This window comes from Pantoea sp. Ae19-2, assembly GCF_059801205.1.
Genome location: NZ_JBCHWE010000001.1, coordinates 562,356 through 579,349 on the forward strand (window position 1 = coordinate 562,356; position 16,994 = coordinate 579,349).

Here is a 16,994-nt window from a genome sequence, read left to right on the forward strand (position 1 = left end):
GAGCGCATGGAATTACGTAAATACCTGCTGCCGGGGCTGATCTCAGTCACCTTGCTCAGCGGTTGCTCGCTATTCAGCGGCGAAGAAGATGTAGTGAAAATGGCCCCATTGCCGAAGGTGGAAAACCAATTTACGCCTCAAACGGTATGGAGCACCGGCGTGGGTGATGGTATCGGTGATTTTTACTCCAACCTGCACCCCACCTGGCAAGACGGCACCGTTTATGCTGCTGACCGCTTTGGTATCGTAAAAGCGCTCGACGCGGCCGATGGTAAAGAAAAATGGAAAGTCGATCTCTCTGAGAAGACCGGCTTCTTCTCGAAAAACCGTTCTGCCATGCTGTCCGGCGGCATCACCGTGAGCGGCGATCGCCTCTATATTGGCAGCGAACGCGGGCAGGTCTATGCACTGAACACCAGCGATGGTGCCATTGCCTGGCAGGCGAAAGCGGCGGGTGAAGCCCTGTCGCGTCCTGTGGTCAGCGATGGTCTGGTATTGATTCATACCAGTAACGGCATGTTGCAGGGCCTGGATCAGGCCACGGGAGCGGTGAAGTGGACCGTCAACCTGGATATGCCTGCGCTGTCACTGCGCGGAGAATCTGCGCCGTCTGTGGCCTTTGGTGGCGCCATTGTGGGCGGCGATAACGGCCGTGTCAGTGCCGTTATCCTGAACCAGGGCCAGTTGATTTGGCAGCAGCGTATTTCACAGCCCAGCGGCGCAACGGAAATTGATCGCCTGAGCGATGTGGATACCACGCCGGTCATTGTCAACGGCGTGGTCTATGCGCTGGCTTACAATGGCAACCTGACCGCACTGGATTTACGCTCAGGTCAGATTTTATGGAAACGTGAAATCGGCGGCGTTAAAGATCTGATTGTCGATGCGGGTCGCATCTACCTGGTCGATCAGGACGATCGTGTGATTGCGCTGAATGCGGATGGCGGTGTCGCTATCTGGCGTCAAAGCGAGCTGCTGCATCGTAATCTGACTTCACCGGTTCTCTATAACGGCTACCTTGTGGTCGGCGACAGCGAAGGTTACCTGCACTGGATGAACACCACCGATGGTCGTTTTGTTGCCCAGCAAAAGCTGGACAGCTCAGGCTTCCAGACTGAGCCAGTCGTCGCCAGCGACAAACTGCTGATTCAGTCGAAAGACGGTGAAGTTTACGCCATTACTCGCTAACGGGTAAGTTGTCAGGCAGGGTGGTTCCCTGGCACAACGGCTCCTGATTTCATCAGGGGCCGTTTCGTTTTTAGTCAGGCATGGTATCCTTAGCGCCTTAAGCCTGAACTGAGCGGCTAAAGCCGTTATAATCACGCCATTCGGGCGATTTAATACATTATTGAGGCATTGTTATGGTACCTGTGGTCGCGCTGGTTGGGCGTCCCAATGTGGGAAAATCTACGCTATTTAACCGTTTAACCCGCACACGAGATGCGCTGGTAGCGGATTTTCCTGGACTGACTCGCGATCGCAAATATGGTCGCGCCGAAGTGGAAGGGCGCGAATTTATTGTTATCGATACCGGCGGTATTGATGGCACCGAAGACGGTGTTGAAACGCGCATGGCGGAGCAGTCGCTGCTGGCGATCGAAGAAGCCGATGTTGTGCTGTTTATGGTCGACGCTCGCGCAGGCATGATGGCCGCCGATCAGCAAATTGCAAAGCATCTCCGCTCTCGTCAAAAAGCAACGTTTCTGGTGGCGAATAAAACCGACGGACTGGATCCGGATCAGGCGGTGGTGGATTTCTATTCTCTGGGCCTGGGTGAAATTCACGCTATCGCGGCCTCGCACGGTCGTGGCGTAACCAGCCTGCTGGAAACGGCGCTGCTGCCGTGGATGGAAAAGGTCGATCCGGTTGAGGTCACCGAAGAAGATGAAAACGAAGCTTACTGGGCAGCCTTAGCGGCAGAAGAAAACGGTGAGGAAGAGGAAGAAGAAGACGATTTCGATCCCACAACCTTACCGATTAAGCTGGCGATTGTTGGCCGTCCTAACGTAGGTAAGTCTACGTTGACTAACCGCATCCTCGGTGAAGATCGCGTGGTCGTTTACGACATGCCGGGCACCACCCGTGACAGTATCTACATTCCGATGGAACGTGACGGTCGCGAGTATGTGCTGATCGATACGGCGGGCGTACGTAAGCGCGGTAAAATTACGGATACGGTAGAGAAATTCTCAGTCATTAAAACGTTGCAGGCGATCGAAGATGCCAACGTCGTCATGCTGGTGATTGACGCCCGCGCCGGCATTTCCGATCAGGATCTGTCGCTGCTGGGCTTTATTCTCAACAGTGGACGCTCCCTGGTTATCGTCGTGAATAAATGGGACGGCCTGTCGCAGGAAGTGCGTGACGAAGTCAAAGAGACGCTGGATTTCCGCCTGGGCTTTATCGATTTCGCACGCGTGCACTTTATTTCTGCGTTGCACGGCAGCGGCGTAGGCAACCTGTTTGAGTCCGTTACGGAAGCCTACGACTGCTCTACAAAACGTGTCAATACCTCCCTCCTGACGCGCATCATGAATATGGCGGCGGAAGACCATCAGCCACCGCTGGTTCGCGGTCGTCGCGTTAAACTGAAATATGCCCATGCGGGCGGTTACAACCCACCGATTGTGGTGATCCACGGTAATCAGGTTAAAGACCTGCCGGATTCCTACAAACGTTATTTGATGAACTATTTCCGCCGTTCACTTAACGTGATGGGAACGCCCATCCGCATTCAGTTTAAAGAGGGTGAAAACCCTTACGAAGGCAAACGCAATCTGCTGACGCCGACGCAACAGCGCAAGCGTAAGCGTCTGATGGCGCATATGAAGAAGAATAAGCGTTAATTGATCGAGGGCCAGGTGGCCCTCTTTTTTTTGCCCTAAGATTGCGTTTATTTGCATAGTCGGGTGAAAATATGCGCGCAACGTGTGAAAAATGTTATCAACCCCTGGCCCCTGACGAGATCGATCTTATCTGCACCGGGTGCGGTGTTCGTTATCGCTACCAGCCTGTCTGCCCCGACTGCCATCAGCCCCTTGAGCAACTCAAAAGTTGCGGCGCGACCGACTATTTTTGTCATCATAGTCACGGCTTAATTTCCAGACGTCGTCTCACTTACAGGATTTTTCCTGTCTGACGCCTGGCCACTTCAACCTGCAACACATGAAGATCCCAACGCTGCGAACCGTAACGGCGTAAAAATTTGTAGCGAAAATGCTATTGCTTCGTAACAAACCCGTTTAAACCTTCACGGGATAACGTACCAGGTGGTACAATTTTGCCGCGTCATGACGGGGTTGCCCCAGTGCAGGCTGTCTCGGGAAAACATCATTCATTTCATGAACGCGGGTCCGCTTTAATTGGAATAAAACAACGCTGCTTCTTTTACCTGCAACGTGACCGGCGATGAGCCGGGTCGCGCACAGGGCTGGAGCGGTTTTGTTTATCAGGAGAGTAAGTGTTATGGCTGAAACATCATCTCGATCCGGTAAAGGGTTGAGAATATGGTCCGTGCTGCTCGGGCTGGTGCTACTGGCAACCGGCCTGTTCTTTGCGGTTGGCGGGGGACAACTCGCGACGCTTGGCGGCAGTTGGTATTTTCTGGTTGCAGGCATCGTTACGGTGCTGTCAGCCATTCAGTTTTTCCGTGCGAAATCCTCCGCGGTTGTCCTGTTCCTGCTGGTGTTTGTAGGAACGTTAATCTGGGCCGTCATTGACGCCGGACTGCAATTCTGGCCTCTGGTTTCCCGCCTGATGGTGCCTGCAGGTCTGATGATTCTGGCGTTCATCACCTGGCCTGCGCTGCGCAAGCGCGAAAACAAGCCTTCGCTGGCAAAAGTGTCGTATGCCTTTTCTGCCGTGATTGCCGTAGGCATGGTCGCTACCTTAGTTCAGATGTTTCAGCCCCATCCTACCGTTGCCTCAACCGGTCAGGAACTGCCGCTGATTCCGGTAGATAAGTCAAAGCAACAGCAAAACTGGGATCACTACGGGAATACCGCAGGGGGAAGCCGCTTTGTTGCGCTGGACCAGATTACTCGCGATAACGTGAAAGATCTGCAGGTCGCCTGGACTTATCACACCGGCGATATCCCTGAAAGCCCAACCGGCAATGGCGCTGAAGATCAGCAAACGCCGCTGCAGGTGGGAAATACCGTTTATCTTTGCACCCCGCACAACAACGTGATCGCGGTGGAAGCCGACAGCGGTAAGCAGATTTGGAAGCGTGAGATTAATGCTCAGGCAGAAGTCTGGCCGCGCTGCCGTGGTCTGGCCTATTTTGATGCGACGAAACCGCTTACCCAGCCGACCCAACCGGGTTCTACGCCGGTTCCTGGCGTTACGCTGGCGGCCGGAGACAGCTGCCAGCGCCGTATTCTGATGAATACCATCGATGCGCGCCTGATTGCCATTAATGCTGATAACGGCGAGTTCTGTGAGGACTTTGGTGACCACGGCATCGTGGATCTCAAAAAGGGCCTGGGCGATGCGCCCGATCCGCTTTATCAGCTCACCTCTGCACCCACGATTGCCGGTACCACCGTTGTCGTAGGCGGGCGCGTGGCTGACAACGTTAAAACAGATATGCCTGGCGGCGTGTTACGCGGTTTTGACGTGATCACCGGCCAGATGCGTTGGGCCTTTGACCCGGGCAATACCGATCCGAATGCTATTCTGATGCCGGGCAAGGACTATACGCGGAGTACGCCAAACTCATGGGCGCCGATGTCCTACGATCCGGCCATGAACACCGTGTTTATTCCGATGGGAAGCTCATCGGTTGACTTGTGGGGCGCAAACCGCAACGCACTCGATCATAAATACGGTGCCTCCGTACTGGCACTCGATGCAACAACCGGTAAAGAGAAGTGGGTTTATCAGACCGTGCATAACGATCTGTGGGACTTCGATCTGCCGATGCAGCCGAGCCTGATCGACTTCCCGATGAAAGACGGCAGCACCAAGCCTGCGGTCGTGATCGGCGGCAAAACCGGCATGATCTTTGTGCTGGACCGGATGACCGGCAAGCCACTGACCAAAGTGGAAGAGCTGCCAATGCCGCAGGGACATATCCCTAACGAGCAGTACACTAAAACCCAGCCGCATTCGACCGGTATGCCGATGATTGGTAATCAGACGCTGAAAGAGTCCGATATGTGGGGGGCCACGCCGTTCGATCAGCTTGCCTGCCGTATCGCCTTTAAATCTATGCGCTATGACGGCCTGTTTACCGTGCCGGGCACGGATAAGTCGCTGAGTTTCCCGGGTTCGCTGGGCGGAATGAACTGGGGCAGTATGTCCACCGATCCGAATAACAACCTGTTGTTTGTTAACGACATGCGTTTAGGATTGTGGGTACAGATGATTCCGGTTGATACCAGCAAGGTTTCCCGTGGCAGCAACGGCGGTGAGGCGATCAATACCGGCATGGGCGCCGTTCCACTGAAAGGTACGCCTTATGCGGTGAATAAGAACCGCTTTATGTCACCGCTGGGCATTCCTTGCCAGGCACCCCCGTTCGGTACCTTGTCTGCTATCGATATGAAAACGCAGAAAATCGTCTGGCAGGTTCCGGTGGGTACCGTGCAGGATACCGGTCCGTTCGGGATCAAAATGCGCGCGAAAATGCCAATCGGCATGCCAACGCTGGGCGGCACGCTGGCAACCCAGGGCGGCCTGGTGTTTATCGCCGGTACGCAGGATTACTATCTGCGTGCGTTTGATAGCGCAACGGGTAAAGAAGTGTGGAAAGCGCGTCTGCCCGTTGGCAGTCAGGGCGGCCCGATGAGCTACGTCTCGCCGAAAACCGGCAAGCAGTACATTCTGATCTCTGCAGGGGGCGCGCGTCAGTCACCGGATCGCGGTGACTACGTGATTGCTTATGCGCTGCCAGACAGCAAGTAACAGCGATAACGGGTAAAATAAAAGGGCCGCTCGCGGCCCTTTTTTTGTGCTTATTTTCCGTCCCGGAAGAGCGACACCAGCTCCGGCGGGGCCGACTGTTCCGGTATCAGGATCACCACCGTACCGGCCTCACGGCGCGTGGCGTACTGGATCTGGATACGAAAATAGCGCTGATCCCCGCATCCTACCTTAGTGGCTTTATCCTCTGACTCGCCCAGCGGCATCGCCTGCTCCAGCACTTTGCAGACACGCTGTTTCTCTGGCGCAGGAAGTTCACCTAAGGGAAAACGACGCTCGCTGCGTAAGCCGGGGATAAAAGCAAAGCCACCTTCGCGCGTCACCACAATGGTGGCGTCGTCGGTAAGTTCGGGGAGTTGACTCATAATACGCCTACCTCTTTCCACGCCTGTTCAATTTTACTGCCGACGGAACGATCAAAGCGCTTTTCACCGTGCTGCACGGTCAACTGTGCAAAGGTTTTGAAGTCAGCATCCTGATGCAAATTATCATCACACAAGGTGTCATACCACGCTTGCCCTGCCTGTTCCCAGGCAAAACCACCTAGTGCTTGTGCTGCCAGATAAAAGGCACGGTTAGGAATGCCAGAGTTCAGGTGCACGCCGCCGTTGTCTTCTCGCGTTTTAATATAGTCGTCCATATGGCCCGGTTGCGGATCTTTACCCAACATTGGGTCGTCATAAGCGGTACCAGGGTGCGACATCGATCGCAAGCCTTTGCCATTGATGCCTTTCGCCAGCAGGCCTTCACCAATAATCCAGTCGGCCTTATCGGCAGTCTGTTTTTTACTGAACTGCTTCACCAGGGAGCCAAAGACATCGGACATGGATTCATTTAGCGCGCCAGCCTGTTCAAAATAGATCAAACCGGCTTCGGTTTCTGTGACACCGTGCGATAACTCATGCGCAACAACATCAATAGCGATAGTAAAACGGTTAAAGATCTCACCATCGCCGTCGCCGAACACCATCTGCTGTCCGTTCCAGAAAGCGTTCTGATATTTTTCACCATAGTGAACGGTTCCTGCTAATTTCAAACCGTTATTGTCCAGAGAATTGCGTTTATATATCTGCCAGAAGAAATCGTGTGTGACGCCAAGATAGTTCCAGGCCTCGTCGGCGGCAACGTCACCATTTGAAGACTGGCCTTCTTTACGCACCAGGGTTCCCGGCAACGTTTCCTTGTTTTGGGCATCATAGATTTCACGCTCAATCTTCCCGGCCTGCTTGGTTTTCGGCGCAGCCGTCTTTTGCCAGTGCTCCGCCATCAGGTGCTGAACGTGGGTGAGGGTACGGCGCGCCTGCTCCTGCTGATGACCGGAACCGTGGGCGATAATCTTACGGAGAATATAGGGAGGGATAACGCTGAAAGCCATTGTAGACTCCTTGGCACGAGGGATGTACCAGGAAGTATAGTTAAGAAATGCTTTTCTTTCGTTTCGGTTTTTCGGGAATAAGCTGCGTGACCTGACTTTCTACCCAACCATCATCGAGACGGGTACGCAGTAAATCGCCTGTGCTCACCTGACGCGTTTTCTTCACCACCTGGCCAGCGTTGTCGGTCGTGACGCTAAATCCACGCGCCAGCGTGGCTAACGGACTGACGCCTTCCAGCTGGGCCGCAAGCTGACCGAAGCGGTTTTTGTCACGGTTAAGCAATTTTTCCATGCTTTGTTGCAGGCGATAGTGCCAGCTTTGTAGGCTTTTTTGCGCCAGATACAGGCGCTGCTGTGGCTGCTGCTGCGCCAGGCGCTGTGACAGGCGGTCCTGCTGGAGAGTGACATTGCGAAGCCGCTGTTCCATCGCCTCGCCCAACCGCTGCTGCAGGCGAAACAGTGCGGTTTGCTGGCGGGCCAGACGCAGTTGAGGATGCTGCTGCTGCAGGCGATGATCCAGGCGACTGAATACCCGCTGCTGGCGCGCCAGATAATAATCCATTGCCATCTCCAGCCGCTGCTGCTGTGACTGCAGCTGGCGCAGGAGTTCAAGTTGATTACGGCTGACAATCTCTGCCGCAGCGGAAGGCGTTGGCGCGCGCAGGTCAGCAACAAAATCGGCAATGGTGACGTCGGTTTCATGGCCAACCGCGCTGACCACGGGAATGCGACTGGCAAAAATCGCACGCGCAACGCGCTCGTCATTAAAACTCCACAGATCTTCCAGTGAACCGCCGCCGCGACCCACGATCAGCACGTCGCACTCGGCACGCTGGTTCGCAAGCTCAATGGCGCGCACGATAGCGGCAGGCGCATCTACGCCCTGAACGGCAGTGGGATAAATCACAACGGGCAGTGAGGGATCGCGACGATGCAGCACGCGCAGAACATCGTGCAGGGCTGCACCCGTCGCAGAGGTGACCACGCCAACCTGCTTAGCCGGCTGTGGTAAGGGCTTCTTGTGTTCGGCTTGGAACAAGCCTTCCTGCGCCAGCCTGGCTTTCAGTTGCTCAAACTGCTGCTGTAGCAGGCCTTCACCGGCGGGATGCATACTTTCAATAATCAGCTGATAATCGCCGCGCGGTTCATAGAGTGTGATATTTGCGCGAACCAGGACCTGCTGGCCGTGCTGGGGACGGAACGTCACACGACGATTACCGTTACGGAACATGGCGCAGCGGACCTGGGCGCCATCATCTTTCAGGGTAAAGTACCAGTGGCCAGAAGCAGGCTGGGTGAAATTGGAGATCTCGGCGCTGAGCCAAACCAGGCCCATCTCATTCTCCAGCAGCTGACGCACTGTCGTATTGAGACGGCTGACGGTAAAAATATTGGCGTTTGGCGGCAGCGACATGTGACGAAGATCAAATTCCAAATCAGTAGGTTAATCAGTCGATACTACATTGCTGATTGCGCGGATCAAGACTTTTTCTCAAATAATAGTGGAGGCAATCGATTACGGCCTGTATAATGCCGCGGCAATATTTTATCTATTCTCACGCACCCGAGGTGGAGTATTGCCATGTTAAGAATCGCTAAAGAAGCACTCACTTTTGACGACGTCCTGCTCGTTCCTGCACACTCCACCGTCCTGCCGAATACGGCCGATCTCAGCACTCAGCTGACCAAAAACATTCGTCTGAATATTCCCATGCTTTCTGCTGCAATGGATACCGTGACCGAAGCGGGTCTGGCTATTGCGCTGGCGCAAGAGGGCGGTCTGGGCTTCATTCACAAAAATATGTCGATTGATCGCCAGGCAGATGAAGTGCGTAAGGTTAAAAAGCATGAAAGCGGCGTCGTCACCGAACCGCAGACCGTGTTGCCCACCACTACGCTGGCGGAAGTGAAAGAACTGACCGAACGCAACGGTTTTGCCGGTTACCCGGTCGTGAATGCGGATAACGAGCTGGTGGGCATTATCACCGGTCGCGATGTGCGCTTCGTCACCGATCTTACCCAGCCTGTGACGGCCGTGATGACGCCAAAAGAGCGCCTGGTGACGGTGAAAGAGGGTGAAGCCCGTGATGTCGTCCTGCACAGAATGCATGAAAAGCGCGTAGAAAAAGCGCTGGTCGTGGATGACAGCTTCCACCTGCTGGGGATGATCACCGTTAAAGACTTCCAGAAAGCCGAACGTAAACCTAACGCCTGTAAAGATGCGCAGGGTCGTCTGCGCGTCGGTGCGGCTGTAGGCGCCGGTGCGGGCAACGAAGAGCGCGTAGATGCGCTGGTTGCTGCCGGTGTGGACGTACTGCTGATTGACTCGTCGCATGGCCATTCAGAAGGCGTACTGCAGCGTATCCGTGAAACCCGCGCTAAGTATCCTGACCTTGAAATCGTCGGCGGCAACGTTGCAACAGGTGCGGGCGCGCTGGCCCTGGTTGAAGCTGGCGTGAGCGCGGTTAAAGTCGGTATCGGCCCGGGCTCCATCTGTACTACGCGTATCGTTACCGGTGTGGGTGTCCCTCAGATCACCGCCGTTTCAGATGCCGTGGCCGCGCTGGAAGGCACCGGCATTCCGGTTATCGCGGACGGCGGTATTCGTTTCTCTGGTGATATCGCGAAGGCGATTGCTGCGGGCGCATCCTGCGTCATGGTGGGATCGATGCTGGCAGGGACCGAAGAATCGCCGGGTGAAATCGAACTTTATCAGGGCCGCTCTTTTAAATCCTACCGTGGAATGGGCTCGCTGGGCGCCATGTCTAAAGGTTCATCGGATCGTTACTTCCAGACCGATAACGCTGCTGACAAGCTGGTGCCAGAAGGTATTGAAGGCCGCGTGGCTTATAAAGGCCGCCTGAAAGAGATCGTGCATCAGCAAATGGGCGGCCTGCGTTCCTGCATGGGCCTGACCGGCTGCCAGACCATTGATGATCTGCGTACCAAAGCCGAATTCGTGCGCATCAGCGGCGCGGGCATCAATGAAAGCCACGTGCACGACGTGACCATCACCAAAGAGTCACCGAACTACCGTATGGGTTCATAACCCCGTAAGATTTCCCGCCCGGCAACAGCCGGGCGCTTTACTTTAAGTCACCGTTCTGGAAACCCCTCAATGACGACGGAAAATATCCATAAGCACCGCATTCTGATTCTCGATTTTGGTTCTCAATATACGCAGCTGGTTGCGCGCCGCGTACGTGAGCTTGGCGTGTACTGTGAACTCTGGGCCTGGGATGTCACCGAAGAGCAGATTCGGAAGTTCAATCCAAGCGGCATCATTCTGTCTGGCGGCCCGGAAAGCACAACCGAGCATGGCAGCCCGCGCGCGCCTGACTATGTGTTCACGGCTGGCGTGCCGGTTCTGGGTGTTTGTTATGGCATGCAGACCATGGCGATGCAGTTGGGCGGCAAGGTGGAAGGATCCAACGAGCGTGAGTTTGGCTATGCGCAGGTTGAAGTCAACACGGCAAGCGCCCTGATTCGCGATATTGAAGACGCCATCAGCGCAGCCGGTAAACCGTTGCTGGATGTCTGGATGAGTCACGGTGACAAAGTGACCGCTATCCCTGCTGACTTTGTTACCGTTGCCAGTACAGAAACCTGTCCATTTGCCATCATGGCGAACGAAGAGAAACGCTTCTACGGCGTGCAGTTCCATCCGGAAGTGACGCATACGCGTCAGGGGCTGCGCATGCTGGAACGTTTTGTTACCGATATTTGTGAATGTGAAGCGCTCTGGACACCGGCAAAAATCATCGAAGATGCCGTCGAGCGTCTGCGCGTGCAGGTCGGCAACGACAAAGTGATTCTGGGCTTATCTGGCGGTGTGGATTCGTCAGTGACCGCCATGCTACTGCATCGCGCCATCGGTAAAAACCTGACCTGCGTATTCGTCGATAACGGGCTGCTGCGCCTGAACGAAGCTGAGCAGGTGCTGGACATGTTTGGCGACCATTTTGGTCTGAATATCGTTCACGTTGATGGCGAAGCGCGTTTCCTGGACGCCCTGGCCGGGGAAAACGATCCGGAAGCGAAGCGTAAAATCATCGGCCGCGTCTTTGTTGAAGTCTTTGACGAGCAGGCACTGCGCCTGGAAGACGTGAAGTGGCTGGCGCAGGGTACTATCTACCCTGATGTGATTGAATCGGCTGCCTCTGCTACCGGTAAAGCGCACGTGATCAAGTCGCACCACAACGTCGGCGGCCTGCCGAAAGAGATGAAGATGGGCCTGGTCGAGCCGCTGCGCGAGCTGTTTAAAGATGAAGTGCGCAAGATCGGTCTGGAGCTGGGCCTGCCTTACGATATGCTCTATCGTCATCCATTCCCGGGGCCAGGCCTTGGCGTGCGCGTACTGGGTGAAGTGAAGAAAGAGTACTGCGACCTGTTGCGTCGTGCGGATGCCATCTTTATTGAAGAGCTGCATAAAGCCGATCTCTACAACAAAGTCAGCCAGGCCTTTACCGTGTTCCTGCCTGTACGTTCTGTTGGCGTCATGGGCGATGGCCGCAAGTATGACTGGGTCGTTTCACTGCGCGCGGTAGAAACCATCGACTTCATGACCGCCCACTGGGCGCACCTGCCGTACGACTTCCTGGGCCGCGTGTCCAACCGCATCATCAACGAAGTTAACGGTATTTCCCGGGTAGTTTATGATATTTCCGGCAAGCCACCGGCGACGATTGAGTGGGAATGATTTAGCGTCCGGCTCAGACCGACAGTAAACAGTGTAAAACGAAGCCCGCGTTATGCGGGCTTTTTGCATTTTAGCTCCCGCATTGTCTGGCCGATAGTCGCTTCGCCGGAACGGCGAGGGATATCACTGACTTTCGCCTGCAAAATGAGTTCGCGTTGAACAGCGCACGGCGCTGAAGCGAACTTAGGATCTACGCCAGGCGGCAGGCAGGAGACGTACGACGCGAAGCTCGGTGACGACAATCCCCACCAGGATTAGCGCCGCTCCTGCAAGTCTTTCCGGCGGCAGACGATCGCCCGCGAGAAAATAACCAAAAATCCCACTAAACACAGGTTCGCAAATCAGTATCAGGGCGACCTTTTCCGGGGCCAGAACAGCCTGAGCACGATTCTGAATGGCGTACGCCAGGGCTGTTGCGAACAGGGCCAGTGACAGGATTGTTAATGCTGTCGGCAGCGAGTGAGGTAAAGAAAACTGGTCACGGGCGACGCTCCATAACAAAGAAAGCACGCCAACGATGCCCAGTTGTATCGATGTTGATGCCAGGGAAATGTCAGGCGTTGTGAAAGTCGACACGATGACGATGTGTACGGCGAAGCACACCGCACAACCCAGAATAAGTAAGTCACCATAGTGCACCCTGAACCCGTCAAGGCTGAGTAAGCCAAGCCCAAACACGGCAATGGCGGTTCCTGCTGCCTGTTTAGCACTGGGGCGTCCTCTGCCGATGAGATAGATACACAACGGCGTGAAAACGGTGCACAAGCCTGTGATGAACCCGGCATTGGAGGGCGTTGTGTAAGCTGTGCCGGATGTCTGCAGGGAAAATGCAGCGAAGAGCACGATGCCCGCCAATACCGCACTCACCCAGTCACGTGGCTTCAGGTGGCGAAAAGAACGGATCGAAAAGGGGAGAAGCGCAAAAGCCGCCAGGGTAAACATCCACGCGTTCAGGGTGGATGCGGCCATGACGCCCAGCGTGTCGTGCTTCGCAACGAAGCTCCAGCCCCATACAGCCGTGACGGCTAAAAGCGCGATTGACCAAAGGATGCGATATGACATAGTTGTCCCTTAGGCAGGCATTTATACCGAATGCCTGGCCCAGAATTGTATGTCAGCGGTACCCAAAGCGGTTTACGATAATTCAGTAAAAAGCTCCTGGCAATCCTTAACGCTGTTCCTGCGGCGGCTATCCGAAATTTCAACTGTTGATGACGCGAAGTAGCGAGATAGAAGGGGGCAGTACAAGGTGCCAGCAACCGGGAATTTGATAAGGTCAGGGTTCTGTGGCTGGTGGTGGTCGGGATGAGCAATGAGCAGACGTTGATAACATTACTGCCTCGCTACAAGCCTGCTTAACGGCGGGTTTTTCCTTTCACTGGTCGAAGGCCGTTTTTGGGTGAAGGCATAAATACTTGCGCGGAGTGGAGAAGGGTGATCACGCCCTGATGCCTGTCAGCCTTTAAGCCAGAAAAAAATCAGCCGGTGCTATCCGGCTGATTTTATTTACCGCATGTCTGCACGAACAAAAAAATACGAATCCGCTGTCGGGCGATGTTTACTTAAGGTGTTCCTTCAATTCCGCTGACGCCTGGCCAATCGCCGTGCGTACCGTCGGCTCTTTACTCAAGGCATTCAGCAAACCAAAGTCGTGGATCATGCCGTTATAGCGGGTCACCGTCACCGGTACACCGGCGGCATCCAGCTTACGTCCAAAGGCTTCACCTTCATCGCGCAGCACGTCGAGTTCGGCAGTCTGAATCAGCGTTGGCGGTAAACCGGCCAGTTGCGCCTCAGTGGCACGCAGCGGAGAAGCCAGAATGTTATTCCGATCTTTATCTGACGTGGTGTAGTTATCCCAGAACCACTTCATCATGTTTCGGGTCAGGAAATAGCCGTTGGCGAATTGCTGATAAGACGCATCATCAAAATGGGCATCGGTAACGGGCCACAGCATCACATCGTAACGAATCGCCGGGGTTTTATGTTGTTTGGCCTGCAGCGCGACGGCGGCCACCATGTTGCCTCCCACGCTGTTACCGACCAGCGCCAGGCGCTTACCGTCAACGCCAATTTCCGCACCGTGCTCGGCTACCCATTTAGTCGCTTCATAAGCCTGAGTAATCGCGACCGGATAATGGGCTTCTGGTGATGGCTCGTAATTCACAAATACCGCCGCAGCGCCGGATTCGTTCACAAGGTCTCGCACCAGACGTTCGTGCGTCGGGAAGTCACCCAGCACCCAGCCGCCACCGTGGAAGAACATGAATACCGGGAGCACGCCAGTTGCGTGTTCGGGTTTAACAATCGTCAGTTTGAGCGGCTTGCCCAATGCTGTGATGGTTTTTTCAGAAACCTGTGCGGGTGGCAGTGTGGCACCTTGCTGCGCGCCGGTGAGTACCGCGCGTGCTTCTTTAGGCGTTAAGGTCTCGATGGGCTTACCGCCGCCACTGTTGAGAGCTTTAAGAAAGGCGGCGACGCCAACGGTAGGTTCAGGCGCATTCTCCACAGGGCTGGCCCATGCTGATGTGATCTGGCTGGCTAACAATAAAGCACCTGCGGTGAGTTTCACGTTCATTTTGATTTCCTTGTGTTTGCGATTAAGTAGTGCGCTATTTAGTTTGGCTAAGATGGCAGGTATTTCTTAAGTTGTAAACTACTAAATAGTGCGCTATTTAAATTTCATGGCTGACGCGAGAATAATGCTGATGGCGAAAAAGCGCGGGAAGAGGCGTGGCGTCTGTATTGGATGGCATTTTTTACGATTTACCCGTGGGTTAATCAATTTCGTGCCAGTTGTTTTTTTGAGCGCTACACTCATCTCTGAACCGCAACGCTGTCAGCTTGTAAAACAGCCTGTGTGTGTCCATTTCACGGCATGATAGCGACGGGCAATCAGGCTTTTTGATGACTCAAACTCAAGGACTGAATTAACCATGTTTAAGCGTCTTCTCTCTTCTCTGCGCAATAAAAACCAACCCGCCGATACCGCACCAGACGAGCCCGCTCAAGAACGGGAGATGATTGTTGCTTACGATGCTCATGGACAGGAAATGCACATTGCACGCAATGAATGGCGTGAGAAGGTCTTTCTGCCGGATCTGGAAAAGAAGTGGGATGATGCGGACGCGTTGTACACCGCGATTCTGATGGGGTTGAAAGACGCCTTTGCTTCCGATCTGGTTGCGGCAGCGGAGCGCCTGGTGGATATTGACCGTAATCCTGAACGAAGTCATACCCTCCACGGCATTGTACTGATGGAAACCGGCCACCTGGATGCGGCAGAACAAACCCTGCGAGAGGGAATGGATAAATCAGGCGCGACAGGAACCTTACTCACCAATCTGGCGAAAGTCTTTGCCGAGCGCGGTGAGGACAAACGGGCAGATGACACGCTCTTGCAGGCTATTCAAACCGATCCGAACCTGGATAACGGCTTACTCTGGTGGGTGAGCATTCAGCGCGAGCACGGAGGCGAGGATGCTTACATTGAGGGATTGCGCAGCGTTGCCGCGATGCCGGGAAGCTGGCGAGCACAGCTCTGGATGGCCCGTTTTTATCTGGAGCATAACGAAACCGACAAGGCTCGTGGACTTTATGAAGAGGTGCTGTCGGGTGGACGGTACGATGCTGAGGCGCTGTATATGATCTCTGGCGACCTGGGGAAAAATGGCGAGATTCCGCTTCTGATTTCGCTGGTTGCGCCCCATTACGATGTTCAAAAGCACGATCCTATGGCCGGTATCAATTTATTGCAGGCTTATCTTGAGTTGGGGCAGACGGATCAGGGGCTCACGCTTCTTAACCAGCTGTATGCACTCAATTTTGCCCCGATCAAGCAGCATCTTGATTATTACAGACAAGCGTTTGAAGAGAAACGCCGCCAAACGGAACCCGTTCAGCAGGTGGCGCCTGATGATGTGAAAATCACAACGTTATCCGTTACGCAGCCCATTTGGCATTACGGCTTATGCAAAGCCGACTGGCTGTTTAACCAAAAATCTGAAGAGACAGCGAAGATCGGTTTCTTTGCGTTATCAAAAATACCGGATGGCACCGCAGCCCAGGGCATACAGCGCGAAGATGAGCTTGGCCGACTGTCGCGCGCGATTCCGCTCTATCTCGCTGAAGCCGTACATTACTGGAGTGATTATGCGGCGTGCACCTATTTTCTGATGGCGGAGGGCCACGGTCCTGTTCTCACTGGCCAACCGATGGTGGGTGAGGATATTTATGAGATCCTGCCGCCTGACATGAAGTATGTGGTGACGGGGGAAATTGGCTGCACTGGCGAGGGCGAACAGCGTCGTTGGCAGATTGCGTTGTCGCTGTGGAACTGTAACACGCGCAGTAAACAGTCGACTGAAACTGAAGAGGTAACGGATGCCGGGTTAGGCAACGTGATGCAGGCGTTGGAGCAAAAATTACTGATGCAGGCCGGCCTGAAGCGTGAACAACCACTGGATGCCTTTTATCAACGTCCTCCGGCTGACGCGTTGCCTGTCTATCTGACCGGGCTGGGGCAATCGTTAATGCTGACGTTGCTGGCTAACCAACAGGTTCCGTATTCGGAGGTCTGGAATGAGCGCGCCATGTTGGACTGGCCGCTGAATATTCTCCGTCACTGGCCATCTCTGACTGCCGCTAAAATCATTTATCTTTCCGGGTTGGGCAAAGCTTTCGATTATCACTCGGAGGCACTGCCGGGCTACCAAACATCCAGCCTGGAATTGCTGAGAATGGAGAGCAGTCAAAGCAGCGTGATTGCAGGACTCGCGCCGCTGATGTGGAAAATATTTGGCATCGAAGGTGAGATAAACTCACGCAGCCAACCTGTCGCGCCGGAGGCGCAGCAGCGCTATGAAGCGTGGTTGCAACGTGTAGCGGAAAAGGCGATAACAGGCTAGTTTTCAGACGGCGGGTTCAAGATAACCTATGCTGTTGTTGAAATAGCCAGGCATGAAATGCATCTGGGATCTGTTATCTGCTTCGAGC

The 16,994-nt window shown here is 54.5% G+C and carries 12 protein-coding genes; 7 read left to right on the forward strand and 5 right to left on the reverse strand.

Annotated features, from left to right (window positions below; all coding sequences use genetic code 11):
• The first annotated feature begins 6 nt into the window (after positions 1-6).
• The 4 genes from bamB (at position 7) to AAIE03_RS02720 (ending at position 5,907) form a co-directional block, all read left to right on the forward strand.
• Entirely contained in the window at positions 7-1,188 is a 1,182-nt protein-coding gene (bamB, locus tag AAIE03_RS02705) for an outer membrane protein assembly factor BamB (protein WP_013026731.1), read from the forward strand.
• 173 nt (positions 1,189-1,361) lie between these two features.
• The gene (gene der / locus AAIE03_RS02710) at positions 1,362-2,846 is read left to right on the forward strand and encodes a ribosome biogenesis GTPase Der (protein ID WP_013026730.1); all 1,485 of its coding nucleotides are present in this window, start codon (positions 1,362-1,364) and stop codon (positions 2,844-2,846) included.
• A gap of 71 nt (positions 2,847-2,917) precedes the next feature.
• A complete protein-coding gene (locus tag AAIE03_RS02715; RefSeq protein ID WP_014605275.1) occupies positions 2,918-3,139 on the forward strand; it encodes a zinc ribbon domain-containing protein in 222 nt (73 codons plus the stop codon).
• Between the two features lie 326 nt (positions 3,140-3,465).
• Positions 3,466-5,907, forward strand: coding sequence for a glucose/quinate/shikimate family membrane-bound PQQ-dependent dehydrogenase (locus AAIE03_RS02720; RefSeq protein ID WP_014605276.1), 2,442 nt, complete (start codon positions 3,466-3,468; stop codon positions 5,905-5,907).
• A 50-nt stretch (positions 5,908-5,957) separates the two neighbouring features.
• Here the strand turns inward: AAIE03_RS02720 and AAIE03_RS02725 are convergent, their stop codons facing one another.
• From AAIE03_RS02725 to xseA, 3 genes are read right to left on the reverse strand one after another with little or no spacing between them, the layout of a single operon-like run.
• Entirely contained in the window at positions 5,958-6,290 is a 333-nt protein-coding gene (locus AAIE03_RS02725; RefSeq protein WP_015699744.1) for a protealysin inhibitor emfourin, read from the reverse strand.
• Positions 6,287-7,300 carry a M4 family metallopeptidase gene (locus tag AAIE03_RS02730; RefSeq protein WP_019106077.1) on the reverse strand — a complete coding sequence of 338 codons (1,014 nt, stop codon included), beginning with the start codon at positions 7,298-7,300 and terminating at the stop codon, positions 6,287-6,289. Before AAIE03_RS02730 ends, AAIE03_RS02725 begins: the two co-directional genes overlap by 4 nt.
• 40 nt (positions 7,301-7,340) lie before the next feature.
• Positions 7,341-8,714: an exodeoxyribonuclease VII large subunit gene (gene xseA, locus AAIE03_RS02735; RefSeq protein WP_498562770.1), complete on the reverse strand. Its 1,374-nt coding sequence runs from the start codon at positions 8,712-8,714 to the stop codon at positions 7,341-7,343.
• A gap of 168 nt (positions 8,715-8,882) precedes the next feature.
• On the opposite strand from xseA, the gene guaB reads away from it, so the two are divergent.
• The gene (guaB, locus tag AAIE03_RS02740) at positions 8,883-10,349 is read left to right on the forward strand and encodes an IMP dehydrogenase (RefSeq protein WP_013026725.1); all 1,467 of its coding nucleotides are present in this window, start codon (positions 8,883-8,885) and stop codon (positions 10,347-10,349) included.
• Positions 10,350-10,418: 69 nt separating this feature from the next.
• Entirely contained in the window at positions 10,419-11,999 is a 1,581-nt protein-coding gene (gene guaA / locus AAIE03_RS02745; protein WP_498562771.1) for a glutamine-hydrolyzing GMP synthase, read from the forward strand.
• A gap of 183 nt (positions 12,000-12,182) precedes the next feature.
• Here guaA and AAIE03_RS02750 read toward each other — a convergent pair whose 3' ends face one another.
• Positions 12,183-13,061: a DMT family transporter gene (locus tag AAIE03_RS02750; protein WP_089517131.1), complete on the reverse strand. Its 879-nt coding sequence runs from the start codon at positions 13,059-13,061 to the stop codon at positions 12,183-12,185.
• A 496-nt stretch (positions 13,062-13,557) separates the two neighbouring features.
• A complete protein-coding gene (locus tag AAIE03_RS02755; protein WP_015699747.1) occupies positions 13,558-14,577 on the reverse strand; it encodes an alpha/beta hydrolase in 1,020 nt (339 codons plus the stop codon).
• 358 nt (positions 14,578-14,935) lie between these two features.
• On the opposite strand from AAIE03_RS02755, the gene AAIE03_RS02760 reads away from it, so the two are divergent.
• Entirely contained in the window at positions 14,936-16,906 is a 1,971-nt protein-coding gene (locus AAIE03_RS02760) for a tetratricopeptide repeat protein (protein ID WP_128391917.1), read from the forward strand.
• Positions 16,907-16,994 lie beyond the last annotated feature (88 nt).

Excerpts from the sequence above, each read along its gene's own strand:
- bamB (WP_013026731.1), top strand. The coding sequence starts at position 7 with ATGGAATTACGTAAATACCTGCTGCCGGGGCTGATCTCAGTCACCTTG.
- der (WP_013026730.1), top strand. The coding sequence starts at position 1,362 with ATGGTACCTGTGGTCGCGCTGGTTGGGCGTCCCAATGTGGGAAAATCT.
- AAIE03_RS02715 (WP_014605275.1), top strand. The coding sequence starts at position 2,918 with ATGCGCGCAACGTGTGAAAAATGTTATCAACCCCTGGCCCCTGACGAG.
- AAIE03_RS02720 (WP_014605276.1), top strand. The coding sequence starts at position 3,466 with ATGGCTGAAACATCATCTCGATCCGGTAAAGGGTTGAGAATATGGTCC.
- AAIE03_RS02725 (WP_015699744.1), bottom strand. The coding sequence starts at position 6,290 with ATGAGTCAACTCCCCGAACTTACCGACGACGCCACCATTGTGGTGACG.
- AAIE03_RS02730 (WP_019106077.1), bottom strand. The coding sequence starts at position 7,300 with ATGGCTTTCAGCGTTATCCCTCCCTATATTCTCCGTAAGATTATCGCC.
- xseA (WP_498562770.1), bottom strand. The coding sequence starts at position 8,714 with ATGTCGCTGCCGCCAAACGCCAATATTTTTACCGTCAGCCGTCTCAAT.
- guaB (WP_013026725.1), top strand. The coding sequence starts at position 8,883 with ATGTTAAGAATCGCTAAAGAAGCACTCACTTTTGACGACGTCCTGCTC.
- guaA (WP_498562771.1), top strand. The coding sequence starts at position 10,419 with ATGACGACGGAAAATATCCATAAGCACCGCATTCTGATTCTCGATTTT.
- AAIE03_RS02750 (WP_089517131.1), bottom strand. The coding sequence starts at position 13,061 with ATGTCATATCGCATCCTTTGGTCAATCGCGCTTTTAGCCGTCACGGCT.
- AAIE03_RS02755 (WP_015699747.1), bottom strand. The coding sequence starts at position 14,577 with ATGAACGTGAAACTCACCGCAGGTGCTTTATTGTTAGCCAGCCAGATC.
- AAIE03_RS02760 (WP_128391917.1), top strand. The coding sequence starts at position 14,936 with ATGTTTAAGCGTCTTCTCTCTTCTCTGCGCAATAAAAACCAACCCGCC.